Origin of the sequence: Haemophilus sp. CCUG 66565, assembly GCF_001679495.1 — a bacterium.
Classification (GTDB): Bacteria; Pseudomonadota; Gammaproteobacteria; order Enterobacterales; family Pasteurellaceae; genus Haemophilus; species Haemophilus haemolyticus_K.
Window position 1 is genome coordinate 167,311 of the sequence record NZ_LZOX01000001.1, and the last position, 25,375, is coordinate 192,685.

25 protein-coding genes are annotated in these 25,375 nt (G+C 38.2%); 11 read left to right on the plus strand and 14 right to left on the minus strand.

The genetic code is table 11. The annotated features are described in order from the left end of the window. Positions 1-140: 140 nt before the first annotated feature. From A9501_RS00790 to A9501_RS00815, 6 genes are all read right to left on the minus strand, one after another. Positions 141-605, minus strand: a complete 465-nt coding sequence (locus tag A9501_RS00790) for an OsmC family protein (protein ID WP_065264541.1) — start codon at positions 603-605, stop codon at positions 141-143. Then, complete coding sequence (locus tag A9501_RS00795) at positions 598-1,767, minus strand: cobalamin-independent methionine synthase II family protein (protein ID WP_065264542.1); 1,170 nt, start codon at positions 1,765-1,767, stop codon at positions 598-600. Before A9501_RS00795 ends, A9501_RS00790 begins: the two co-directional genes overlap by 8 nt. Before the next feature lie 53 nt (positions 1,768-1,820). Then, entirely contained in the window at positions 1,821-2,627 is an 807-nt protein-coding gene (locus tag A9501_RS00800; protein ID WP_046938913.1) for a phosphate/phosphite/phosphonate ABC transporter substrate-binding protein, read from the minus strand. A 13-nt stretch (positions 2,628-2,640) separates the two neighbouring features. Next, positions 2,641-3,768 carry an acyl-CoA dehydrogenase family protein gene (locus A9501_RS00805; protein WP_065264543.1) on the minus strand — a complete coding sequence of 376 codons (1,128 nt, stop codon included), beginning with the start codon at positions 3,766-3,768 and terminating at the stop codon, positions 2,641-2,643. A 111-nt stretch (positions 3,769-3,879) separates the two neighbouring features. Continuing rightward, positions 3,880-4,668: a TatD family hydrolase gene (locus A9501_RS00810; RefSeq protein WP_065264544.1), complete on the minus strand. Its 789-nt coding sequence runs from the start codon at positions 4,666-4,668 to the stop codon at positions 3,880-3,882. A gap of 54 nt (positions 4,669-4,722) precedes the next feature. Further along, positions 4,723-5,232 (minus strand): peptidylprolyl isomerase, encoded by a 510-nt coding sequence (locus A9501_RS00815; RefSeq protein WP_065264545.1) that lies wholly within the window; start codon positions 5,230-5,232, stop codon positions 4,723-4,725. Between the two features lie 102 nt (positions 5,233-5,334). On the opposite strand from A9501_RS00815, the gene cysS reads away from it, so the two are divergent. Next, entirely contained in the window at positions 5,335-6,714 is a 1,380-nt protein-coding gene (gene cysS, locus A9501_RS00820; protein ID WP_065264546.1) for a cysteine--tRNA ligase, read from the plus strand. 134 nt (positions 6,715-6,848) lie between these two features. On the opposite strand, the gene fur is transcribed toward cysS, so the two are convergent. The 3 genes from fur to A9501_RS00835 form a co-directional block, all read right to left on the minus strand. Further along, positions 6,849-7,289, minus strand: a complete 441-nt coding sequence (gene fur / locus A9501_RS00825) for a ferric iron uptake transcriptional regulator (protein ID WP_048954146.1) — start codon at positions 7,287-7,289, stop codon at positions 6,849-6,851. Positions 7,290-7,318: 29 nt separating this feature from the next. Then, positions 7,319-7,843: a flavodoxin FldA gene (gene fldA, locus A9501_RS00830; RefSeq protein ID WP_065264547.1), complete on the minus strand. Its 525-nt coding sequence runs from the start codon at positions 7,841-7,843 to the stop codon at positions 7,319-7,321. A 98-nt stretch (positions 7,844-7,941) separates the two neighbouring features. Then, positions 7,942-8,724: an alpha/beta fold hydrolase gene (locus A9501_RS00835; RefSeq protein ID WP_065264548.1), complete on the minus strand. Its 783-nt coding sequence runs from the start codon at positions 8,722-8,724 to the stop codon at positions 7,942-7,944. Between the two features lie 69 nt (positions 8,725-8,793). Between A9501_RS00835 and seqA the strand changes: the two genes are divergently transcribed. From seqA to selD, 8 genes are all read left to right on the plus strand, one after another. After that, the gene (seqA, locus tag A9501_RS00840) at positions 8,794-9,405 is read left to right on the plus strand and encodes a replication initiation negative regulator SeqA (RefSeq protein WP_065264549.1); all 612 of its coding nucleotides are present in this window, start codon (positions 8,794-8,796) and stop codon (positions 9,403-9,405) included. 2 nt (positions 9,406-9,407) lie between these two features. Then, positions 9,408-10,769 carry an o-succinylbenzoate--CoA ligase gene (gene menE / locus A9501_RS00845; RefSeq protein ID WP_065264626.1) on the plus strand — a complete coding sequence of 454 codons (1,362 nt, stop codon included), beginning with the start codon at positions 9,408-9,410 and terminating at the stop codon, positions 10,767-10,769. Positions 10,770-10,785: 16 nt separating this feature from the next. Then, the gene (gene mscK / locus A9501_RS00850) at positions 10,786-14,127 is read left to right on the plus strand and encodes a mechanosensitive channel MscK (protein ID WP_065264550.1); all 3,342 of its coding nucleotides are present in this window, start codon (positions 10,786-10,788) and stop codon (positions 14,125-14,127) included. A gap of 11 nt (positions 14,128-14,138) precedes the next feature. After that, on the plus strand, positions 14,139-15,212 hold the full coding sequence (gene aroC / locus A9501_RS00855) for a chorismate synthase (RefSeq protein ID WP_065264551.1): 1,074 nt from the start codon (positions 14,139-14,141) through the stop codon (positions 15,210-15,212). A 146-nt stretch (positions 15,213-15,358) separates the two neighbouring features. Continuing rightward, entirely contained in the window at positions 15,359-16,219 is an 861-nt protein-coding gene (gene mepA, locus A9501_RS00860) for a penicillin-insensitive murein endopeptidase (RefSeq protein WP_065264627.1), read from the plus strand. 17 nt (positions 16,220-16,236) lie between these two features. Continuing rightward, on the plus strand, positions 16,237-17,004 hold the full coding sequence (locus A9501_RS00865) for a TSUP family transporter (protein ID WP_065264552.1): 768 nt from the start codon (positions 16,237-16,239) through the stop codon (positions 17,002-17,004). A 46-nt stretch (positions 17,005-17,050) separates the two neighbouring features. Beyond that, complete coding sequence (lpxM, locus tag A9501_RS00870; RefSeq protein WP_065264553.1) at positions 17,051-18,007, plus strand: lauroyl-Kdo(2)-lipid IV(A) myristoyltransferase; 957 nt, start codon at positions 17,051-17,053, stop codon at positions 18,005-18,007. A gap of 56 nt (positions 18,008-18,063) precedes the next feature. Then, a complete protein-coding gene (gene selD / locus A9501_RS00875; protein ID WP_083071867.1) occupies positions 18,064-19,104 on the plus strand; it encodes a selenide, water dikinase SelD in 1,041 nt (346 codons plus the stop codon). Positions 19,105-19,156: 52 nt separating this feature from the next. Here the strand turns inward: selD and serS are convergent, their stop codons facing one another. Next, the gene (serS, locus tag A9501_RS00880) at positions 19,157-20,446 is read right to left on the minus strand and encodes a serine--tRNA ligase (protein ID WP_065264555.1); all 1,290 of its coding nucleotides are present in this window, start codon (positions 20,444-20,446) and stop codon (positions 19,157-19,159) included. Between the two features lie 170 nt (positions 20,447-20,616). Here serS and A9501_RS00885 point away from each other — a divergent pair, with 170 nt between their 5' ends. After that, positions 20,617-21,375: a hypothetical protein gene (locus A9501_RS00885; RefSeq protein ID WP_065264556.1), complete on the plus strand. Its 759-nt coding sequence runs from the start codon at positions 20,617-20,619 to the stop codon at positions 21,373-21,375. Positions 21,376-21,493: 118 nt separating this feature from the next. Then, entirely contained in the window at positions 21,494-21,712 is a 219-nt protein-coding gene (locus tag A9501_RS00890; RefSeq protein WP_005628252.1) for a YdcH family protein, read from the plus strand. A gap of 45 nt (positions 21,713-21,757) precedes the next feature. Here the strand turns inward: A9501_RS00890 and A9501_RS00895 are convergent, their stop codons facing one another. The 4 genes from A9501_RS00895 to A9501_RS00910 all read right to left on the minus strand — a co-directional run bounded on the left by A9501_RS00895 (position 21,758) and on the right by A9501_RS00910 (position 25,321). After that, positions 21,758-22,237 (minus strand): threonine/serine exporter family protein, encoded by a 480-nt coding sequence (locus A9501_RS00895; protein WP_065264557.1) that lies wholly within the window; start codon positions 22,235-22,237, stop codon positions 21,758-21,760. A gap of 1 nt (position 22,238) precedes the next feature. Next, complete coding sequence (locus A9501_RS00900) at positions 22,239-23,009, minus strand: threonine/serine ThrE exporter family protein (RefSeq protein WP_005634905.1); 771 nt, start codon at positions 23,007-23,009, stop codon at positions 22,239-22,241. A 128-nt stretch (positions 23,010-23,137) separates the two neighbouring features. Continuing rightward, positions 23,138-24,400: an HlyC/CorC family transporter gene (locus tag A9501_RS00905; RefSeq protein ID WP_005638729.1), complete on the minus strand. Its 1,263-nt coding sequence runs from the start codon at positions 24,398-24,400 to the stop codon at positions 23,138-23,140. 135 nt (positions 24,401-24,535) lie between these two features. Next, on the minus strand, positions 24,536-25,321 hold the full coding sequence (locus A9501_RS00910) for a cytochrome C assembly family protein (protein ID WP_065264558.1): 786 nt from the start codon (positions 25,319-25,321) through the stop codon (positions 24,536-24,538). Positions 25,322-25,375 lie beyond the last annotated feature (54 nt).

Here is a 25,375-nt window from a genome sequence, read left to right on the forward strand (position 1 = left end):
GTGCGATTTTGAAGGAAACGCTCAGTAGAATATGAAGGATTGTTTCCAAAAATTCGTTTATTATATCAAAAAGTAATAATTATTTCAATTTATAAAAATATCGATGGTGTTTAAGTTGTATTTTTGACTAATATAATGAATTACAACACTTGCTCAAACAAGACGGTAAAAGAAAACGTTTTATTTAATGTGTTATAGATAAAACAATTTCTTAATGCAGTTTGAGTGAGGTGATCAAATGTTTGATCATCTAAATCAGATGAAATAAAAATCTTGATTTTACAATCTGTTATTTGGGGTTGTTCATTATAACCGCGAACACCCAGTAAGGTTAGAGGATTGGCGAGATTGAGCCAAATTTTTCCTTCCATTTCTACAATATCGGCTCGTTGTTGAGCAAAATGTGCTTTTACACTGCTCAAAATGCCCCCTAAAATAGAAACAGCGAAATAATCCACCGCACTTTTTTGTAACGATTGGTTATCAAAATTGACTTGTGAATAGAGAGAAATACTGTCATTCGGTGTGAATAATTTAATTTCTTCTCCGCGTAATACGGCTCGATATTTCGCTGTAAAACATTCACTTTCAGGTACGTTATACATAACGTTCCCTCAATATTGATTTTGCTTCATTTAATACCTTAAGTTTGGCTTCAATAATGTCAAATACATTTAAAGGGCGGTTAGAAAAAGTGGCAAATCCACAATCTGGATTTAGCCAAATTTGCTCTGGTGGAAGGTAATTTAAGGCTTTTTCTGCTCGTTGAACAATCTGATCTACGGTTTCTACCTCATCAGAACGAGGATTGATGACGCCTAAGCCTAAAATGCATTTTTGTCTTAAGATTTCACTTTCTAATAACGAACTTAATTCTCCTGCTCTTGGCGTAGAAAATTCGAGCATTAAAATATCAGGTAATGCCGATTCAAATAAATCCACTAGTGATGTATAAGGCCCGCGCAGTAATACGCTTTCATCTTTGCTCCAGTTGCCTCGGCATACATGTAATGCGGTTTTGATATTTTTATTTCTTGCATACTCAAAGATTTGAGTAATTAAACTTTTCGCAAACTGTAGTTCCGCTGCAAAATCTTGTTTTTCGCTTAACGCCGCACACATAAATGAACGTGTTTGATGATGGCTAAAAATAACTTCTGTCAAAACAGGCTCATCAAATTGAACAACACTTACGCCTAGTTCACATAAATGATCAATTTCTTGCTTTAAAATAGCAACAACATCTTTTGCCATTTCTTCTTTTGATGAATAATGTTGCCCTGACACAGACGAAAGCCACATGGAGCGAGCCATTAAGTAAGGTCCTGGCAAGGTTGCTTTAATTGGCTGCTTAGTTAGATTTTTCAGTAGCAACATTTCATCTGCTACTAAAGATTGTTTGTAGCTGATTTTTCCTACGCAAATAGCATTTTTTATGGAAAGTGCGGGAACATCCAAGGTTTCTAGCATTGACTCAAAAATTTGCTTTTCTTTAATGTGATCGAGCATTTCACTCATGCTCATTAAGGTCGCGCCTTGAATTTTTTGTGCAATAAAAGAAAGGTAATTGTCACGAAGTAATTCACCACTCGTGATAACATCAATGTCAGTACGTTGTTGAAGTTCGATAATTTGTTTTGTTTCTTGAACAACGATTTGCTCAAGCTCAGCTGTAGTTATTTTGCCGAGTGCGTGCTTTTTACGTGCCATCAAAAGTGCTTGGCTACGAGGCATTGAGCCTAAAAGGGAAGTTGTGAAAGGTTTCATAGAAAATCCACAATGATGGGCGTTTATCGCACGCCCATCATGACATATTGATCTTAAAAGAATTTTAAATATTCATTGGCAGCTTGTAATTGAGCAAAACCTTTTGTTCTGCCCGCAACCCAACGTTTTAATCCTTCCAAATCCATCATTTCTTTATGCTCTGGATTGTTGTAATCCATTTTGAACAAGGTTTCGGTGAATGCATTGAATTTGGTTTCATCTAATCCCACGCGTCCACTAAAAATACAATGGTCAAATGATGGTGTTTTTGCGAGTACTCGAACTGTTGCAGGATCGAGCGTGCCATCTTTTGTCCAACGTTCAAAGTTGAAATCTAACATCCATGTTGCCGCGACTTGGCGATCTTTTAATGCATTAGCTGCATCTAATTCACCGCCTACATGATCGCCGTGCAAACCAACACCCACATCAAAGCGTTTTTCTACATAATCTTGACCAAATTCCAAGCCATGTTGATGTAAAAACTCGATAGGAATTAATCGCGCTTGTGGGGAATCAATTGCACCAAAAGCAATAGTTTTATTTTTTAAATCTTCAATCGATTGGATAGTTGGATCATTAACAACTAAATAGCTTTGACGATCTTGGTCGGTATCACGCATTGCACCATTTAAGGTTTTACCACCACTACGCAAGTAACCATCTAACCACGCTAGGGGAGAGTTCCATGCTACATCAATTTCATTATTGAGTAACGCATCAACTTGTCCTTTGTAGTCTTTGAAATACACGGGTTCAATAGGGAAGCCTTCTTTTTCGAAAAAGTCTGCAATAATTCCCCAAATCACTGTCACTTGTGGGGCGTAGATTACCGCCCCAATTTTTAATTTCTCACTCATTTTTCACCGCACTTTATGGAATTTGTTGACCTGTAATGGCTTTACCTAACCAAATATTTAGCACATCGACACTTGGGGCCATCACTTGACTTGCTAATGCATCGCGTAAATAGCGTTCCATTGGCCCCATTTTGTTATAGGCCTTACCACCGCCAATACGCATACCAATTTGTGCAAGAGTAATCGCGTTTTCGCTCGCGATAATTCGGGCAGCTAATAATTTAGCCAATGCATCGGCATCACCTTCTGTGGCTGCACGAGCTGCATCTCGCGTAGCACATACAGCCGCATTCGTATTTGCATAGATTTTAGCTAAGTGAATTTGCACGGTTTCGATTTCAGCTAATGCAGTGCCCGATGTGTATTTACGGTGTGTTGAATGTTTAATTGCTTCAGTAAGCACTGCTTTACAGACGCCGCTATAAACAGCTGCCAAACCACAAATAAAGGCTGGTGCAATGCCACCAAATACTTGTTCTGCGCCTGCGCCAACTTCGCCAATGCGCCAGCTACGATCTAATGGCATATCGGTCATTCGCATAAAGCAAGAGACATTGCTACGCATACCTAAGCCATTCCAGCTATTAGCTTCAAAAGTTAAGCCTTGAGTACTAAGTGGAAGCACCCAGTTATCAATAGTTTCACCATTTTCGGAAGGCAAAAGTGCTAAATAATAAGAGGCATAATTGCCAGATGTCACCATGGATTTTAAGCCATTGAATACTGCATGTTCAGCATTAAATTGTGCGGTTGCATCGGTAATATAGAAGTGAGTACCTGTGCCTAATTCACTATAGGCGAGTGCGGCAAAGGTTTGATTTTGAACAATGTCAGAAAAGATTTTTTGTTTGAGTTGATCGCTGCCGAATAGATTTAAGCAATTCACTGCAACGTTACTCATCATGTAACAGAGACCAGCAGAGGCTGAACTTTCAGCTAACGCCATGCAGACTTCAGCGTGTTCTTTTAGGGTTAATCCCATTCCGCCGTATTCTTTTGGAATTAAAAGTGAAAACCAACCAGCTTTACCTAATTCCTTAAATGCCTGAACAGGAAATTCTTTTTTTTGATCGAGTTCGTCGGCGTAAGGCTCAATAAACTGTTCCGCTAACTTTCTCACCTGAGTATAGATTTGCGACATAATATATCCTTATTGTGTGTTGAGAAAAACTTTCTACGAGGCGGATATTATTATGCTAGGTTTCTTTTTTCTAGTATTTAATTCAAAATAATTTCAGTAATGTGACGTGGATCAAGAAAAAATCTGGCAAGCATTTTCCCATGTGACTTTTTTAATCAATTCAGCAGGTTCATTTCTTAAGGAGCAAAGGGCTTTGAAACTTTCCACAATACGTTCTGGTCGATTAGGTTGGCCTTGAAAACCAAATACTGGCATATCAGGACTGTCTGTTTCCAACACTAAGGCGTCAAGTGGTAGTTTTGCAATCGCTTGACGAGTTTTATTGGCGCGTTCATAAGTGATAGTGCCGCCAACCCCGATTTTATAACCTAAATCAACAAAGCGTTTTGCTTGATCGTAGCTTCCTGAAAAACCGTGTACCACGCCAAGTTTAGATAATGGAATACGTTTTAAAAAAGTAAAAATTTGATCATGACTTTTTCGGCTGTGAATATTGACGGGTAAATTAAATTGCTTTGCCAAATAAAGTTGGCTTTCAAAAAAATGGCATTGCTTTGCCCAAAGTTCATAGGTGAGCAAATCAGGAATCGCACGTTCCAAACCAATTTCTGCCACCGCCGAGCAATTTGCATCACGATTTTTTAAGGCTTGTTCTAACAGAATCAAATCATTTTCGGTGTGTTCTTGAATATAAAGAGGATGGAGCCCAAGCCCATAGCACAAATTATCAGGAAAAAGTGCGGTCATATTTTGGATTGTTTTAAAATCAGCTGCTTTCACTGCCACAATCAGTATTTTTTGCACATCGGCTTGCTTAGCATTATTAACAAGCTGTGACAAAGGCTCCCCAGTAAATTGTTGGAGATAATCAAGATGCGTGTGAGTGTCGAAGAAAGGCATGAGCATTGTCCTTTAGGTCGATAAAAAATGGCGGAATTCATCCGCCATTCACCATTATTCTACTGAAACCGATGTAATCACTACATCTTCAGTTGGAACATCTTGATGAAAGCCTTTGTTGCCTGTTTTCACTTTTTTGATTTTATCCACAACATCCATACCTTCAACCACTTCACCAAATACCGCATAGCCCCACTCTTGAACGACTTCACGGCCAAACATTTCTTTTGAACGATAATTTAAGAAATCATTGTCTGCCACGTTAATGAAGAATTGTGCGGTCGCTGAATGTGGATCTGAAGTGCGAGCCATTGCAATGGTTCCACGTTTGTTACTTAAACGATTGTTTGCTTCATTTTGGATTGGTGCTTTGGTTGCTTTTTCGCGCATACCGCTTTCCATACCGCCGCCTTGAATCATAAAGCCATCAATAACACGGTGAAAAATTGTGTTATTATAAAAGCCGTCTTTGCAGTAATTTAAGAAGTTTTCTGCAGTAATCGGAGCTTTATCAAAATCCAATTTAATTTTAATGTCGCCAAAGTTTGTGTGTAACGTAACCATTTTGTTTTCCTTCTGAAAAATTAAGGGTCGTATTATTCCACAATCGAGGTAAAAGTGCTATAAAAGTGCGGTTTGTTTTTATTTCATTTTACGAGCTTAAAAATGCTAAAAATTTTCAATACCTTAACGAGAGAAAAAGAAATCTTTAAACCTATCCACGAAAATAAAGTGGGAATGTATGTTTGTGGCGTCACTGTTTATGATTTGTGCCATATCGGTCATGGACGCACTTTTGTGTGTTTTGATGTGATTGCTCGTTATTTACGTTCTTTGGGTTACGATTTAACTTATGTGCGTAATATCACTGATGTGGACGATAAAATCATTAAACGTGCATTAGAAAACAAAGAAACTTGCGATCAACTTGTAGATCGTATGGTGCAAGAAATGTATAAAGATTTTGATGCACTTAATGTCTTACGCCCTGATTTTGAACCTCGTGCAACCCATCATATTCCAGAAATTATTGAAATTGTAGAAAAATTAATTAAACGCGGACATGCTTATGTCGCGGATAATGGCGATGTGATGTTTGATGTGGAAAGTTTTAAAGAATACGGCAAATTATCTCGTCAAGATCTTGAGCAATTACAAGCTGGTGCACGTATTGAAATCAATGAAATCAAGAAAAATCCAATGGATTTCGTGCTTTGGAAAATGTCGAAAGAAAACGAACCAAGTTGGGCTTCCCCTTGGGGGGCAGGTCGCCCAGGTTGGCATATTGAATGTTCTGCAATGAACTGCAAACAGCTTGGCGAGCATTTTGATATTCACGGTGGTGGCTCTGATTTAATGTTCCCTCACCACGAAAATGAAATTGCACAATCTTGCTGTGCGCATGGCGGTCAATATGTGAATTATTGGATCCATTCTGGCATGATTATGGTGGATAAAGAAAAAATGTCGAAATCCCTCGGCAATTTCTTCACAATTCGTGATGTATTAAATCACTATAATGCAGAGGCAGTACGTTATTTCTTATTAACGGCACATTATCGTAGTCAGCTCAATTATAGCGAAGAAAACTTGAATTTAGCGCAGGGTGCGTTAGAACGTTTATACACGGCTTTACGCGGAACAGATCAAAGTGCGGTTGCTTTTGGCGAAGAAAATTTTGTGGCAACTTTCCGTGAAGCAATGGACGATGATTTTAATACGCCAAATGCACTTTCTGTTTTATTCGAAATGGCGCGTGAAATTAATAAGTTAAAAACAGAGGATGCTGAGAAAGCCAATGGACTTGCCACACGTTTACGTGAATTGGGGGCGATTTTAGGCTTACTTCAACAAGATCCAGAAAAATTCTTACAAGCCGGTTCTGACGATGATGAAGTGGCAAAAATTGAAGCACTCATCAAACAACGCAACGAAGCTCGAGCGGCTAAAGATTGGTCTGCCGCAGATGCAGCACGTAATGAATTGGCAGCTATGGGCATCGTATTAGAAGATGGTCCGAATGGAACAACTTGGCGTAAGCAATAACAAGTTTATTGCCTATCGAATCATATTTAGATTCAAAAACTGACCAATGAAGTAGGTTAGAGAAGTGATTGGGTATTTTTATTGAAATTGATAAATGGAAAAAATAAAGGCGACTTTTAGTCGCCTTGCTGAAATTATTTATTTGAGTTTTCATCACATTTATTGATGTCACTACACTTACCGTAAAGGTATAAACTGTGAGCTTTTAATTTAATACCATATTGTTCGCTAATTTCGCGTTGGCGTTGTTCAATAATATTATCTGTGAATTCAAATACTTTTCCGCAATCCTCGCAGATAATGTGATCGTGGTGCTCGACCGGAGCTAATTCAAATACTGATTTATTTCCTTCAAAATTATGACGGATTAAAATGTGTGCTTCGTCAAATTGATTAAGTACACGATAAACCGTTGCAAGCCCAATTTCACTACCTTGTTCAAGTAAAATCTTATATACATCTTCTGCAGAAAAATGCTCATTTTTGTGATTTTGCATTAAAGCAAGAATCGTTAAACGAGGTTCAGTGATTTTTAATCCAGCTTTTTTAAGTAATTTAATGTTTTCTTCAGACATAAAGTTCCCTTCCTTTTATGTGAAAAATTCTAAGCGAGCTCGGCTAAACACATTTCATCGTAAATTTGTTTACACCATTTTTCTACACGTTCTGCTGTGAGTTCAGGTTGGCGATCTTCATCAATACACAACCCAATGAAAGTTCCATCTTCTAATAATGCTTTTGATGCTTCAAAAGTATAGCCTTCAGTTGGCCAGTTCCCCACAATGATCGCGCCGCGCGGTTCTACGATGTCACGCACGGTGCCGATAGCATCACAGAAATAATCAGCATAGTCTTCTTGATCGCCACAGCCGAAAATACCTATGAGTTTATCTGTAAAATCGATTTCTTCTAACGTTGGGAAAAAATCATCCCAGTCAGCTTGTGCTTCGCCGTAATACCAAGTCGGAATACCGAAAAGTAAGAAATCGTATGCTTCAATATCTTCTTTGCTACTTTTTGCAATATCACGAATATCGATTAAGTCATTACCTAATTGTTTTTGGATCATTTTCGCGATGTTTTCGGTATTGCCTGTGTCACTGCCATAAAATAGACCAACAACTGCCATTTTTCTTTCCTTTTAAAATTTAACGTATTGATTATAAATAGGGGATATACCCTAAATTATGTGGGAGTATACTACAAAAGTATTCTCATTTAAATTAATTAATTCTTATTTACAAATCGCTCTATCGCACGTATAACAAATTCAGGTTTTTCAGCATGCACCCAATGCCCACAACCACTAATAGTAAAAGACGTCGCATAAGGAAATTGTTCTAAAATTTTTTCGCTATTCTCTATTTCTATATAAGAAGAATTTCCGCCTTTAATAAACAGCGTAGGCGTTAGTACATGCACTTTTTCCCAATCCATAATGTTTGCGTAATTGTTGAAAAGTGCGGTGAGATTAAAGCGAAAATAATCAGGTGAACTGGGCTCAAAAGATTTCAGCATAAATTGCACGACATCCTGATCATCAATTTCCTTTTCTAATAGCGGTTTAGCTTCTTGACGAGTTTGAGGGGCTGCATTTTTTACAGCGAACAAGCCATTAAACACATCTTTATGTCCAAATCCTTCGTAAGGCAGGGGAGACATATCAATTACAATTAATTTCTCGACTAATTCTGGGCAAAGTGCGGTGATTTTCATGGCGGTTTTTCCCCCCATAGAATGACCAATTAGTATCACTTTGGGTAAATTTAAGTGGCGGATTACCGCGATAACATCTTCAGCCATAAGTTGGTAATTCATTTTTTCCGAATGAAAACTATGGCCGTGATTACGCAGATCTACGCGTAAAATATTGTAATTTTCGCTAAAAGCTCTGGCGATGATGCCAAGGTTGTTCATATCCCCGAATAAACCGTGAATAAAAACTAAAGTTGGAGAATTAATCGTTTGTTTTACTTGATGAAATTGATAATTGAGCAATGAGTTTGCCATAATTTTTGCGTGAGAATTTGTAAAGAAGTCGCTATAATTAAAAAAATTCTAGCAAACAGAGAGAAAAAAATGAAGATCATTGAAGTTGATGAAGAATTATACCAATACATTGCGAGCCAAACCCGCTCTATTGGGGAAAGTGCTTCGGATATTTTACGCCGTTTGCTTAATTTACCGGCACATGCGAGTGTTTTTGCCGATGACTTAACATTTGCACCAGCTGAAAATAACGAAAAAGCAGAATCAAAAGTAGATGTACAGACCGAATCTGCTAAGTCAGAAAGTGTCAAACCGACGAAAAAACAGCCGATAACTGCAATTAATCAGATCGTAGAAAAAGTTCAAACGTTGTTGAACTCGACAGAATTTCAAGAAGAAGGCAAAGCTGTTACGCGTTTCTTAGCAATTCTACGCGTGCTTTACCGTACCAATCCTGAGAGTTTTGCGCAAGCTACAGAATCTTTACAAGGCCGTACTCGAGTTTATTTTGCGCGTGATGAGGCGACATTGTTAATGACTGGTAATCATACAAAACCAAAACAAATTCCAGATACGCCTTATTGGGTTATCACGAACACAAACAGTGGTCGTAAAATGCTGATGTTGGAAGGTGCAATGCAATCAATGGATTTGCCTGAAAGTTTAATTGACGAAGTGCGGGCATATTTCACGGTAAATTAATGATGTATCCTTGGCAAGCGTTTGCTCTCCAACCTAAGTTTTCTCATAAAATCGCCTTGCGCACTGCACAGGGCGATATTTTTAATTGGGCGCAAGTAGCCGAGAAAGTGAATCAAACTGTTTCCTTTTTACGAAATAAAGGTGTAAATCCTGAAAGTGCGGTTGCTTTTATTGGAAAAAATACAGAAAACATTTTATTTTTATATCTTGCTACAATCCAACTTGGTGCAAAAATTTTAGGTATTAATCCTGCGTTTCCTCAAGAAAAAATTGAAGAATTGTGTGAGATTCATCACATCGATTTTTGTTTTTATGATGAAGATTTGAGGGATTTTCCAAAAACTGATGTAGTTATACAAAAAGCTGATTTTTTTCGCCCTGCTACAATGACGTTCACGTCTGGCTCAACTGGCTTGCCAAAAGCGGTAGTGCATAATGTTCAAGCGCATTTAGATAATGCGAAGGGCGTATGCGAATTGATGAAGTTCGATAGCGTACATTCTTGGCTACTTTCCTTGCCGTTATATCATGTTTCAGGTCAAGGTATTGTTTGGCGTTGGTTGAGTTGTGGTGCTGAATTGCATTTTCCGAAAACGGATTTTTACGCTTCATTATTGGAGGTGACTCACGTTTCTCTTGTGCCAACGCAATTACAGCGTTTATTAGATTATTTACAGGAAAATCCGAGTATTTCATTTGCTACGCGTCATATTTTGCTTGGTGGCGCGCATATCCCGACAGAACTTACACAAAAAATGGTGAAATATGGTGTCGAAACGTATTCTGGCTACGGAATGACGGAAATGGCGTCTACGGTTTTTGCCAAAAAATCTGATGAAAAACAAGGCGTAGGGCAACCGTTATTAGGTCGAGAATATCGTTTGGTGAATGATGAAGTTTGGCTAAAAGGCGCTGGTTTGGCAATGGGGTATTGGAAAGAACGACAAATTTTTCCATTAACGAATAGCGACGGCTGGCTTCAGACAAAAGATAAAGGCATTTTGCAAGAGGGCGAACTGGTTATTATCGGTCGACTTGATAATATGTTTATTTCAGGCGGTGAAAATATTCAGCCAGAAGAAATAGAGCAAGTGATTCTGGAAAATGCTATGGTGAAACAAGTTTTTGTTTTACCCAAAGCCGATCATGAATTTGGCTATCGCCCAGTTGCGATTGTTGCTTTGAATGAACCCTTTAATCAAAGTGCGGTCGAAAAACTCACTGAATTTTTACAAGATAAATTGGCTCGCTTTAAACAGCCAATAGCTTATTATGAATTGCCAGTAGATTTATCTGCTGGCGCAATAAAAATATCACGTAAAGTGCTTTCCGATTGGTTAGCAAAACAAATAAACGAACAATAAAAAATACAGGTAACTTATGAAAACATCACGTTTTTTCACTGTACTTTTAGCTACAGCTTTAATTGGTTGGGCGACGGTGCATCCAACATTTGCTGCAAACAAAAGCAAAATATTATTACCTACGGAGCAAGATCTCACTACTGATTTAGCCGATGCACAGAAAATGGCTGATGGTGATGTAAAAACAGCACTTATTAATGAATTGCAAACCTCTTTAGATTTATTGCAACTCATTCAAACTCAACAAAAAAATAATGAAGATTTACATGATGTTTTAGCCCATGCTGATAGTGAAATTAAGAAAAATAATGCAGATTTATTGGCGTTTAAGAAGCAGTTAGAACAATCTAAATCAGTCGATTATCAAGCTCAAAATTTAGCGGATTTACAGGCTACATTAAGCAAACTTAATGCTCAACAGCAGGAAACCCAAACTGCATTAAGTAAAGCGAATACTCAATTAGCGGGGCAAAGTTCTGTATCTGAGCGTGCTCAAACCAGTCTTACTGAGAATTTGAAACGCACACAAGAAATTAATCAACAATTAGCCGATAGCAATCTTACAAAAACTTTACGTCAAAAAAATCAAATAGAATTACAGTTGATTGATTTAAAAAACGCTTACAACCAAGATTTATTGAAAAATAGCGATCAGCTGACATTGCTTTATCAAAGCCGTTATGATTTGTTGAATGCTCGTTTACAACTGCTACAACAACAAATTGTGGCGATCCAAGAAGTGATTAATCAGAAAAACTTGGCGCAAACTCAAAACCAAGTGGAACAAGTTCAGCAACAGCAACTAAATAGTGCAAAAAATTCCTATATTCAGAAAGAATTGGCACGTAATGCGGACTTGAGTCAATATTTGCTACAACAAACTGAGAAAACTAATATCTTGACGCAAGATGACTTGAGAATGCGTAATGTGTTGGAGAGTCTTACTCAAACTAAACATACGATTGACGAACAAATTAGCGCTTTACAAGGTACATTGGTACTTTCTCGTATTATTCAGCAACAAAAACAAAAATTACCAACTAATTTAAATATTCAAGGTTTATCAAAACAAATTGCAGATTTGAGGGTTCAGATTTTTGATATTACTCAAAAACGTAATGAGCTTTACGATTTAGATGCTTATATTCTTAAAGTAGAATCAGATGAAGGCGAAAAATTTAGTAATACAGAGAAGATTCAATTAACGAATTTATTAACTGAGCGTCGGAAAGTTTTATCTGACTTAATTAAATCATTGAATAGCCAGCTTAATTTAGCTATTTCTTTAGAACTCACTCAGCAACAAATTACTCAAATTAGTGATCAAATTCAATCAAAATTGGAGCAACAAAGTTTCTGGGTTAAAAGCAATAATCCTATCAATTTAGATTGGTTTGCTGAATTGCCTCGAGCATTTATGGCGCAAGTTGATGGTATTGTGAAAAAAATTGGTTTACCCACAAATTACAGTAACTTGCCTTACTTACTGATGTACTGCTTGGGCTTGTTTGTCGTGGGTGGTGCTATTTTTAAATTCAAAGATCGCATCAAACAACGTCTGTCAAAAATTAACGGCGAAATTAATCGATTAAAATATGATAATCAGTGGAATACTCCACAAGCCTTATTGCTTACTGCATTTTTAACGCTTTCTGGAACTTTATGGTTTTTAGCCATTTGTCAAATGCTTGGCTTCTTCTTTATGAAAAATCCAACTGAGTTTTGGGATTGGTCGTTTAGTATGGCTGGCTATTGGTGGTTCTTCACGTTTTGGCTTTCTTTATTCCGCCCGAATGGAATTTTTGTCCGTCACTTTGAATTTTCTCAACAAAGTGCGGTGCGTTTTCAAAGTGTAATTAAACGTATTGTTGTAGCGGTTGTGTTATTACTTAATACATCAGTATTTAGTAACGTGACTGATTATGGGTTGGCAAATGATGTGATTGGACAGGTGAATACAATAGTTTCATTGTTGTTCTGCATTATTATCATCGCACCACGTTTCAAAAATGTGCTACGTTCTTACGAAGATGAGAAAAAAAGCCATAACCACATTATCGTCAAAATCGTTCAATTTGGTTTACAGATTATTCCTGTTGGCTTAGTGCTATTAGTCGCATTGGGATACTATTACACTGCGTTGAATTTAATACAGCATCTGATTAATTCTTATATAGCCTGGTGTGTGTGGTGGTTAATTCGCCAAGTAATTTATCGTGGTATTACTGTATCATCTCGTCGCTTGGCTCATCGTCGTTTAGAAGAAAAACTCCGTCAAAAACAAGCAGGCTTTAATGATGGTTCGACATCCGATGATGTTGTTGTTCTAAATGAAAAAGAAGAAGGTTTAGCGTTAAATGAAGTGCGTAGTCAATTATTACGTTTTGCTGATCTCTTTATTTGGACTGCGTTGATTGGAATTTTCTATTACGTTTGGTCAGATCTTGTCACGGTGGCAAGTTATTTGCGTGAAGTGACCTTATGGCAGCAAACGACGACTACTGAAGCTGGTACCGTGATGGAAAGTATCACTTTATTTAATCTTCTCGTTGCTTTGGTTATTGTAGGGATTACTTATGTGTTAGTACACAATATTTCAGGTATTTTAGAAGTACTAATTTTCTCACGGGTTAAACTTTCACAAGGCACGCCTTATACTATTACTACATTATTAACCTATGTTTTAGTTGCGGTTGGTGGTGCCTGGGCATTTGCTACATTAGGCATGTCGTGGTCTAAATTGCAATGGTTATTTGCTGCCCTTTCAGTTGGTTTGGGCTTTGGTATGCAAGAAATCTTTGCAAACTTTGTATCTGGGATTATTTTATTGTTTGAACGCCCAATTCGAGTGGGCGATACCGTTACCATAAACGGTGTCACTGGTACGGTCGCGAAAATCCGTATTCGTGCCATTACAATGATTGATCCTGATAGAAAAGAAGTGATTGTACCGAATAAATCGTTTGTCACAGGGCAAGTGACGAACTGGGCATTATCAAATACCATTACTCGTTTAGTCATCTCTGTGGGGGTTGCTTATAACTCCGATTTAGAATTAGTAAAACGTTTGTTGTTACAAGCTGCTTATGAATTGCCGAGCGTTTTAAAAGAGCCAGAGCCAAGAGCGTTGTTTTTAAATTTTGGTGCAAGCACTTTAGATCATGAGTTACGAGTTTATGTTGGACAGGTTTCAGATCGTAATGATACGCTTGATTTATTAAATCGTCGTGTAAATCAATTGTTTAAAGAAAATAATATAGACATAGCTTTCAATCAATTGGATATCTTTATTAAAAATAACGACACGGGTGAAGAGATTCCTTTTATTAATATGGAAAAATTAACTAAAACTAATTAAAGAGAAATAATATGGCAGGTAACACAATCGGACAACTTTTTCGTGTGACAACTTTTGGGGAGTCACATGGTATTGCATTAGGCTGTATCGTTGATGGGGTACCGCCAAATCTCGAATTATCAGAGAAAGATATTCAGCCAGATTTAGATCGTCGTAAACCTGGGACATCTCGATATACCACGCCACGCCGTGAGGATGATGAAGTTCAAATTTTATCTGGTGTGTTTGAAGGAAAAACGACAGGCACAAGTATTGGAATGATCATTAAAAATGGTGATCAGCGTTCGCAAGATTATGGCGATATTAAAGATCGTTTCCGCCCAGGACATGCGGATTTTACCTATCAGCAAAAGTATGGAATTCGCGATTACCGTGGTGGTGGGCGTTCGTCAGCGCGTGAAACCGCGATGCGAGTTGCAGCGGGAGCAATTGCAAAAAAATATTTACGCGAATATTTTGGTATTGAAGTCCGCGGTTTTTTAAGTCAAATCGGTCATGTGAAAATTGCACCGCAGACTATCGGAGAAATTGATTGGGAAAAGGTAAATAGCAATCCATTCTTTTGTCCTGATGAAAGTGCGGTAGAAAAATTTGATGAATTGATCCGTGAACTTAAAAAAGAAGGGGATTCTATTGGCGCTAAACTTACCGTTATCGCTGAAAATGTTCCAGTCGGATTAGGCGAGCCAGTATTTGACCGTTTAGATGCGGATCTTGCCCATGCATTAATGGGAATTAATGCAGTAAAAGGCGTCGAAATTGGTGATGGTTTTGCGGTGGTTGAGCAACGTGGAAGTGAACATCGTGATGAAATGACCCCCGATGGATTTGAAAGCAATCATGCCGGTGGCATTTTAGGGGGAATTAGTTCTGGTCAACCGATTATCGCCACTATTGCGCTAAAACCGACTTCAAGTATTACGATTCCTGGTCGTTCAATCAATCTTAATGGTGAAGCCGTAGAGGTTGTAACAAAAGGTCGACACGATCCTTGTGTGGGTATTCGTGCTGTACCCATCGCAGAAGCCATGATGGCGATTGTCTTATTAGATCACCTGTTGCGTTTTAAGGCTCAGTGTAAGTGATCTTAATGTAATATTTAAGGCTAGGTCGCTATCTCCTAGGTACGCTTTGATGTTCCCCCTTTGAGCAATGAATATTCCTCAAAGGGGAGTTATTTTTTATCGTGGGTATATTTATCGATGATGAAACTATTGATGATAATATTAGAATGAATAAAATTTTATTAAAAACAACCATAATTTTTACCGCACTTTTCTCTCTGAACGTTGTTGCGTCTCCTCTAGATTGGCAAAAAGTGAAACGTCCAATTCCAAGTGACGATGGGAAAGCAAAACCTATTGGTAGTTATACCAATGGGTGTATTATTGGGGCGAAAGCATTACCGCCAAAAGGTGAAGGTTACCAAGTGATTCGTATGAATCGCAATCGCTATTATGGCCATCCAAATATGATTCAGTATCTTGAACGTTTGGGACAACGCGCTAAAGCTGCTGGGTTGCCAACGATGTTAGTAGGCGATATTGCCATGCCAGGTGGCGGGCGATTTTTAACTGGCCATGCTAGCCATCAGATGGGATTAGATGCGGATATTTGGTTAAGAATGGGCGAAATGTCGGATGCCGATGCGCTGAATTCTGATGGTAAAGGTTTATTAGTTGTAGATAGAAAAGCGCAACGAGTGGATGAACGCGTATGGAATACCAATCATGCGATGTTAATCAAGTTAGCGGCACAAGATCCAAGTGTGACACGTATTTTTGTTAATCCCGCGATTAAGGTAAAATTATGTCAAACCGCTGGCAATGATCGCGGTTGGCTACACAAAGTTCGCCCTTGGTATGGCCACGACTCTCATTTTCATGTTCGTTTAACTTGCCCAGCAGATGCGCCTTATTGTGAAAATCAAGCGCCTGTGCCTGTCGGTGATGGTTGTGGAGACGAATTATATTCTTGGTTTGAACCGCCAAAACCAGGCACTTCAGTGAGTAAACCTAAAGTTACACCACCGGAACCGTTTTTGTGCCAACAAATTTTGAACTCACCGAATCGGAGTGAATGGTTAGAATAGCATTAAGGTAAATCAATATGGATATCGGAATTGATCTTTTAGCAATATTGTTTTGTGTTGGTTTTGTTGCATCATTTATCGATGCGATTGCTGGCGGTGGTGGATTAATCACTATTCCAGCTTTGCTTATGACTGGCATGCCACCTGCAATGGCATTAGGCACCAACAAATTGCAAGCTATGGGAGGCGCATTATCCGCAAGCCTTTATTTCTTGCGAAAAAGAGCGGTCAATTTACGCGATATTTGGTTTATTTTGATTTGGGTTTTCTTAGGTTCTGCCCTAGGTACATTATTAATTCAATCAATTGATGTGGCGATTTTCAAAAAAATTCTGCCTTTTTTGATTTTAGCCATTGGTCTATATTTTTTATTTACTCCTAAATTAGGTGATGAAGATCGGAAACAACGATTAAGTTATCTGTTATTTGGTCTTTTAGTTAGCCCATTTTTAGGTTTTTATGATGGCTTCTTTGGGCCCGGGACTGGCTCAATCATGAGTTTAGCCTGTGTTACTTTACTAGGATTTAATCTTCCGAAAGCAACGGCACATGCAAAAGTGATGAACTTCACTTCGAATCTTGCTTCTTTTGCGCTTTTCTTATTGGGCGGACAAATTCTTTGGAAAGTGGGTTTCGTGATGATGGCAGGGAGCATTTTAGGTGCCAATTTAGGCGCCAAAATGGTGATGACGAAAGGTAAAACCTTGATTCGACCGATGGTTGTTATCATGTCTTTTATAATGACGGCTAAAATGGTTTACGATCAGGGCTGGTTTCATTTTTAGTTCGGAAAGCGCGCAAAAGTGCGGTTAAAATTAATTTTATTTTATTATGTCGGATAATCAACAAAATTTACGTTTGACGGCGAGAGTGGGCTATGAAGCACACTTTTCATGGTCTTATTTAAAGCCTCAATATTGGGGAATTTGGCTCGGTATTTTCTTTTTATTGTTGTTAGCATTTGTGCCTTTTCGTCTGCGCGATAAATTGGCGGGAAAATTAGGTGTTTGGATTGGGCATAAAGCAAAGAAACAGCGTACCCGTGCGCAAACTAACTTGCAATATTGTTTCCCTCATTGGACTGAACAACAACGTGAGCAAGTCATTGATAAAATGTTTGCGGTTGTTGCACAAGTTATGTTTGGTATTGGTGAGATTGCTATCCGTTCAAAGAAACATTTGCAAAAACGCAGTAAATTTATCGGTCTTGAACATATTGAACAGGCAAAAGCTGAGGGCAAGAATATTATTCTTATGGTGCCACATGGCTGGGCGATTGATGCGTCAGGCATTATTTTGCATACTCAAGGCATGCCAATGACTTCTATGTATAATCCACACAGAAATCCATTGGTGGATTGGCTTTGGACGATTACACGCCAACGTTTCGGTGGAAAAATGCATGCTCGCCAAAATGGTATTAAACCTTTTTTAAATCATGTTCGTAAAGGCGAAATGGGTTATTACTTACCAGATGAAGATTTTGGAGCCGAGCAAAGTGTATTTGTTGATTTCTTTGGAACTTATAAAGCGACATTGCCAGGATTAAATAAAATGGCAAAACTTTCTAAAGCTGTTGTCATTCCAATGTTTCCTCGTTATAACGCTGAGGCTGGCAAATATGAAATGGAAATTCATCCCGCAATGAATTTAAGTGATGATCCTGAACAATCAGCTCGAGCAATGAACGAAGAAATAGAATCTTTTGTTACGCCAGCGCCAGAGCAATATGTTTGGATTTTGCAATTATTGCGTACAAGGAAAGATGGCGAAGATCTTTATGATTAAGAATAAGTTTAAACGTCATATTCTCGAAAACGGATATTCAACAAGGTAAATAAGAAATGGAAGAAAAAATTCGGCTTACGCAATACAGCCATGGTGCGGGTTGAGGTTGTAAAATTTCGCCTAAGGTGTTAGGGACAATTTTACATTCAGAACTGGAAAAATTTTATGATCCAAATTTGCTCGTCGGCAATGAAACTGCTGACGATGCAGCGGTGTATGATCTTGGTAATGGAACTGCAATTATCAGTACCACAGACTTTTTCATGCCGATTGTGGATGATCCTTTTGATTTTGGACGAATTGCCGCAACCAATGCCATTAGTGACATTTTTGCTATGGGAGGTAAGCCGATTATGGGCATCGCCATTTTAGGTTTTCCAACCAATGTATTACCTGCAGAAGTTGCACAGAAAATTGTTGATGGTGGTCGCTTTGCTTGCCATCAAGCGGGGATTGCTTTGGCAGGAGGACATTCCATTGATTCGCCTGAACCTATTTTTGGTTTAGCCGTGACAGGCGTGATTGACACTGAAAAAGTGAAGCGTAATGCTTCTGCAAAATCAGGTTGTAGGCTTTATATGACAAAACCGCTTGGTATCGGTATTTTGACGACGGCGGAGAAAAAAGGAAAACTTAAACCAGAACATCAAGGTTTAGCCACTGCCGCTATGTGCCAAATGAATTCTATTGGCAGTCAATTTTCCCAAGTGGATGGCGTCACTGCAATGACGGATGTCACAGGATTTGGTTTACTTGGTCATTTAATTGAAATCTGTGAAGGTTCAAATCTAAGTGCGGTGGTTTTTTCGGACAAAATTAAAACCTTGGATGGTGTAAAAGATTATATTGCTCAAGGTTGCGTACCCGGTGGAACAGGGCGTAATTTTGACAGTTATGGACATAAAGTTGGTGTATTGACGGAAGAACAAAAAGCGATTTTGTGTGATCCTCAAACATCAGGTGGTTTATTAGTGGCAGTTGAGCCTAATAGCGTTCAAACGGTAATTGAAATAGCCAAGGATGCGGGCATTGATTTATATGAAGTGGGGGAATTAAAACCTAAATCAGAACTCGATGTCGTCGTTGAAATAGCTTAATAAAAAAGCGTGGAAATTTTAAAATCCACGCTTTTTTTATTTTATAGAAGGATTATTTTCCGATAACTTCTAATCCGCCCATATATGGACGTAGCACTTCTGGCACGGTAATTGAACCATCTGCATTTTGATAGTTTTCAAGCACAGCTACTAAAGTACGACCAACAGCCAAGCCAGAACCATTTAAGGTATGCACTAAGCGCGTTTTCTTATCGCCTTTTGCTTTACAACGTGCTTGCATACGGCGAGCTTGGAAATCCCACATATTTGAGCAAGAAGAAATTTCGCGATAAGTATTTTGTGCAGGCACCCACACTTCTAAGTCGTAAGTTTTGCAAGAACCAAAGCCCATATCGCCTGTGCAAAGTAAAACTTTACGGTATGGTAAATTTAATAATTGCAATACTTTTTCTGCGTGACCAGTTAATTCTTCAAGCGCTTCCATAGATTTATCTGGATCAACGATTTGTACCATTTCCACTTTATCAAATTGGTGCATACGAATTAAACCGCGAGTATCACGACCGTAAGAGCCCGCTTCTGAACGGAAACATGGCGTATGTGCGGTCATTTTTATTGGTAATTCTGTTTCATCAATAATTACATCACGCACTAAATTAGTGACAGGCACTTCTGCGGTTGGAATTAATGCGTAAGGTTGTTCGCCTTCTAAGGCTAAAGTATGGAATAAATCTTCACCAAATTTTGGTAATTGCCCTGTACCATAAAGCGTGGCGTGATTCACTAAATAAGGCACATAAGTTTCTAAATAGCCATGTTGTTCAGTATGAAGATCTAACATGAATTGCGCTAATGCACGGTGCATTTTAGCGATTTGACCTTTCATCACCGCGAAACGAGCGCCAGCTAATTTAGCCCCAGCGGCAAAATCTAAGCCATTAGCATCTTCACCTAAAGTGACATGATCTTTCACTTCAAAATCAAATGTACGCGGTGTCCCCCAACGTAAGATTTCTTTATTTTCGGTGTCATCTTTGCCTAATGGCACTTCATCTGCTGGTAGATTTGGAATACTTAATGCAATTTGATTGATTTCTGCAAGTACCGCATCTAATTGTGCTTTTGCTTCAGTCAATTGATTGCCCATATTATCCACTTCGGCCAACAATGGTGCGATATCTTCACCACGCGCTTTGGCAGCGCCAATGGCTTTAGAGCGAGTATTACGTTCAGCTTGTAAATTTTCGGTAGTGACTTGTAAGTTCTTACGTTGTTCTTCTAATGAGGTGAGTTTTTCTGTATCAAGAATAAAGTTACGTTTTACTTTTAATTTTTCTGCGACTTCCGCTAAATTATTACGGAGTAAATTTGGATCGATCATGGTATTTCCTTACTTTTTTCGTTGAAATGAAAATGGTTTTATTCTATCGCACGTTGTTGAAATAAACCAGTTAAAAGCCAAGGGAAAAACGATATTCTGAAAATAAAGAAAAATACACCGCGCTTTGTGCTAAAATTCGCGCCAATTTAATCAAATTTTTTAGGTGGGCTATGAGAAAATTTATTCTTTCTTTTCTATTTATGATTATCGGTGGTGGGCTTGGTTTTGCCGGGGCTCATTTTCATCCGACAAAATGGCAGGTTAGTGTGCAATTTGAAGCACCAAAAATGAGTGAACTGGGTAATTACTTTTCTCTTTTTTCTACATATAGTTTAGTTAGCGGTGATGCGGATGCAGTGGATGCTACAAAGATTGAACGCAAGGCGACCAATTCTGCCTATCATGAATTTACAAAAATTCTTAATTCACCTGCTCAATTAATCGCTTTTTTAAATCAATCTGATTTTGTAAAAGCGAGAGCTAAAGTTGAAAATCAAACCATTCAGCAAATCGCCTCACATTTTAAATTTTCCCAAGAAAATAATTTTGAGCAATTAACCCTGTCTTCTTTTGATCGTGAAGAAGTGGATCAACTTTTTGTGGAATACATTCGTTATGTGAATAATCAAGCGCGCCAAACATTAAATAATGAATTGATTACAAAATGGAAATCGTTATTCGAACAAGTGAAAAATGCTGCAGATGCTAAAATTGACGTTTCTTGGGAAAACAAATTGAAAATGATGCAATCTGTTCAACCGTTAGATAATAATTTGGTGGCATTTCATTTTGTTCAACAGCCTAATCTTGTGATGACAGAGAAACCTTATGTTATTTCAACGGGTATTGGTGCTGGTTTTGGAATTATTCTTAGTTTGTTAGCGATGCTGATTTTAGGTGCTGGAAGAAATAAAAAAGCAAAAGAGTAAGGATTGTTTGAGAGAAATAAATTTTGTGATCGCTGTCAAATTTTTAAGATTGTTTTCTGTTTATTTGGGGCGAATGTAGTAAACTGAAACCAGTTAAAACCACTATAGGAGCAATGCTATGTTTCCCGAATACCGAGAATTAATCACTAAACTTAAAAGTAATGATGCTTATTTCGATCGTCTTTTTGAAAAGCATAACGAATTAGATCATGAAATTAAGAATATGCAGGAAAACATTCAGCTCGCCACTCATATGGAAATTGAGGCTTTGAAAAAAGAAAAATTACGGATTAAAGATGAGCTTTATGAATACCTCAAGAAAAAATCACAAGAATAGTACAAAAACCGGCTGATCCGGTTTTTTTGTTGAACTATTTTAGTGTCATACCACAGGTTTTTGTCGATAAAACAATAAGCCCGGTAAAGCCAATCCAAATACTATTGCGCCTAGGATAAAACTGGTATTAATAAAGGAGCTAATCATTTGCTCAAATAACGCATCAGAAAAGCCGAAATGATGAATTTGTACCATTGAAATCATTGCTTTATAGGCCTGAACACCAGGGATCATCGGGATAATTGCGGCAACGGTGAAGGCTTTAGGATGGGCTAAATAACGATGGGAAAGATGCACGCCTAAAAAACCAATTACGCAAGTTGCAAAGAATGTGGCAAATACAATAGGCATATTAATATGCAGTAATAATGTGCGTGTAACATGCCCAAGTGCGGCTAAAATTGCGCAATATTTTAAGGCCTTGGGCGGTACATTAAATACTAAAGCAAAGCCCACGGCTGGAATTGCGGCAAATAACATATCATCGAATAATTTCAATATAAATATTGTTATATCTAATAACATTTTAATGCCCCCAAGTTGTAATATGTAATACGCTTAAAGCGAATACAATGCCAAGACATGCGCCAAAAGTGAGAATAGTTGCAATCGTCCAACGGCCTAATCCCATATTCACATAACCTTTTAATATATCCGCCAAAGAATTAATCAGAGGAAACCCCGGCACAAGTAATAACACACTAGACGCTAAAGCAATTTGAGGATCATTACCTAAGTTATATTTTAAGCTCACGCCAGAAATCAGCGAGGCGACGAAAGAGGTGATGGAAAAGACGATAAGAGGATTATAGTGCCGTTTAGAAAATTCTTGTCGCACAAACATGGCGATGGCTGCCGCCACAAAGGTGATACCACAGATCACCCAGTCTCCGCCAGATAAATGGGCGAATGCTGCACAAGATAAGCCAATCATGAATACAACTAACCATCGGTTATATTTAAGCGGTTTTAATTGATCCAGTTTTCTTTGAGCGATTTCTAAGTCATACAAATGATGTTCAACGGCAATCACAATGCGCTGAACATCAGTGACCATTTGCATATTAATGCCTTTATCCGTATTTTTTCTTGCGGTGGTAATGCAATGATTATCTGATAAGGTCGTCAGCACCACTGCATTTGCCGTAAGCGCACATTCTACGCTTTCTACGCCAAGTGCTATGCCTAAACGTTGCGCCATTTGCACCACAACAGTGCTTTCAGCCCCATGTTGTAACAAGAGCAGTGCTGTTTGTACGCACACGCGAGTCACCGCTCGTTGATATTCGTGCTCCATATCTGTCTTCTTCTATCAAAATATACCTAGAAAGAATTATAAAAATGTTTTCTGAAAAATGCGCAAAAAAAGAACCGCACTTGTGATCCAAGTCAAAAGTGCGGTTCAATTTGGCTGAGTTTTTATGATTAAAGTTTGACGACTTTCGCTTGTTTTATCATATTATCGCCCACTTCAAGAATGGTAATTTGCAAGCCATCAATTTCGCAAACCGTGCCTTCATCGGGAATTTCTTCTAAGTGTTCGAGGATTAAACCATTAAAAGTACGAGCATCTTCTGTATCCAATTCCCAGTTAAACATTTTGTTGAGATCGCGTAGGTTGGCTGAGCCATCGATAATCATGGAACCATCAGATTGTTGCGTTACTTCCTCGTCAATACTTGGGGCGGTGGAAGTGGTAAAATCACCAACGATTTCTTCCAAAATATCTTCCAACGTCACAAGCCCTTTAATATCGCCGTATTCATCTACAACTAAGCCAATTCGCTCTTTATTTGCACGGAAATTCGCAAGTTGAGTTTTTAATGGCGTGCTTTCAGGAATGAAATACACTTCATCAGCGGCACGAATTAAGGTTTCTTTGGTAAATTCATTTTTTTCAAGCAGTAAGCGGAATGCTTCACGCACGCGCAAAATACCAAGCACTTGTTCATCAAGGCTACCTTTGTAAAGCACAACGCGGTTATGTGCCGCATGATTGAGCTGGCGCATAATGGCTTTCCAGTCATCATCAATATCAATGCCGCCGATTTCGTTGCGTGGAACCATAATGTCATCAACGGTGACGGTTTCCATATCTAAAATAGAAAGCAACATTTGTGGATGTTGTTCATCAGGGGTCGCTTCGCCCGCTTCTGATACGATACTACGAAGTTCCTCACGGCTAATTACTTGTTTTTGCATATCGGGTTTTAATCCCACCAAATGCATTAATGATTTGGTAAAAATATTCATCAACCAAACTAGCGGATAGAAGATTTTAAGTAATACCGTCAGAATATGGCTAGACACAAAACCGACTTTTTCTGCGTGCATCGCTGCCACAGTTTTGGGGAAAATTTCAGAAAAGACAAGCATCACGAAAGTGAGCAAACCTGTTGCAATCGCTACGCCGGCATCACCGTATAAACGCATACCAATCATGGTCGCAATCGCCGATGCGCTGATATTCACAAGGTTATTAAAAATAAGAATAAAGCTTAACAAGGTATCTGGCTTTTCTAGCAGTTTTTCTGCTTTTTGTGCGCCTTTATTGCCTTGTTCGGATAGAAAACGAAGACGATATTTATTGAGAGAGAGTAGTCCGGTTTCTGAGCCGGAAAAATAGGCAGATAACACTAAACAGATAATGAGAATAATCAATAAAGTACTAAGGGGAATACTGTCCAAGGGAAAATCCTTTTGTTCGTTAATCACATCATAGGGTGTAATTTATTGAAGCATAAATTAGTCGAGCTAATTAAGTTTATGTAATAAGTTATGCCCTATGGAATAATAAAGGCGAATTTGAATTCGCCCTTATTTTTAAATCAGCCGACTGCCAAAATAAGCAATCGTGAGTAAGATAATACCTGAAATTGCATAAATTATCATCCTTTTTCCATGCCATCCTTTTTTCCAATGACCAAAAAGTGCGATGCCAAAGACAATCCAAGCAAAAAATGAAAATAGTGCTTTGTGAATATTTTCTGCAGTTAATGCATTGATAGAATGATAAATACCTGAAATTAATGTCAGTGTTAATAATAATTCACCAAAAGCAAATACCCTTGCAAAATGACGTTCTACGGTCATTAAAGAAGGTATAATCGGAGAAAAGTTGGTTTTTTTGGCTTTTAATGAACGATCAATCCAGTTGAGTTGGATTGCATAAAGCATGGCAATAAAGCATACGGCATAAGTAAATATAGATAAGCCTATATGAAATAACATCGCAGAATCTTGATTGAGTAATTGAATAAAATGACTTGGTATAAATGTTGCCAAAATTAAGTTAAAAATTGAAAAGGCAAAGACGATAGGTAAAACGAACCAGATAGAATTCACTGATAAAATAGCAAATACTGCAAGGGCAGAGATGCTAACACTCATTAATGAACTAATTTGAATTAATGTGAATGTATGCTCTTCAGCTAATTCCTTCAAGGAAGGGAAAAGCGTAATACCGTGTAATGCTATCGCAAAAAGTGCGGTAAAAAACAACGGTGTTTTTTTCGGAGAATGTTGTGTGTTTTCTACGGACGTAAGTAAAGGAGCGATCATCAACACACTAATTAGATAAAATAAAATCGAAAAAATAGCAAACCACATAATTTCTTTTCTCTGTTTGGGAATGGTTCGTATTTTATCGTTCTCACTCACAAT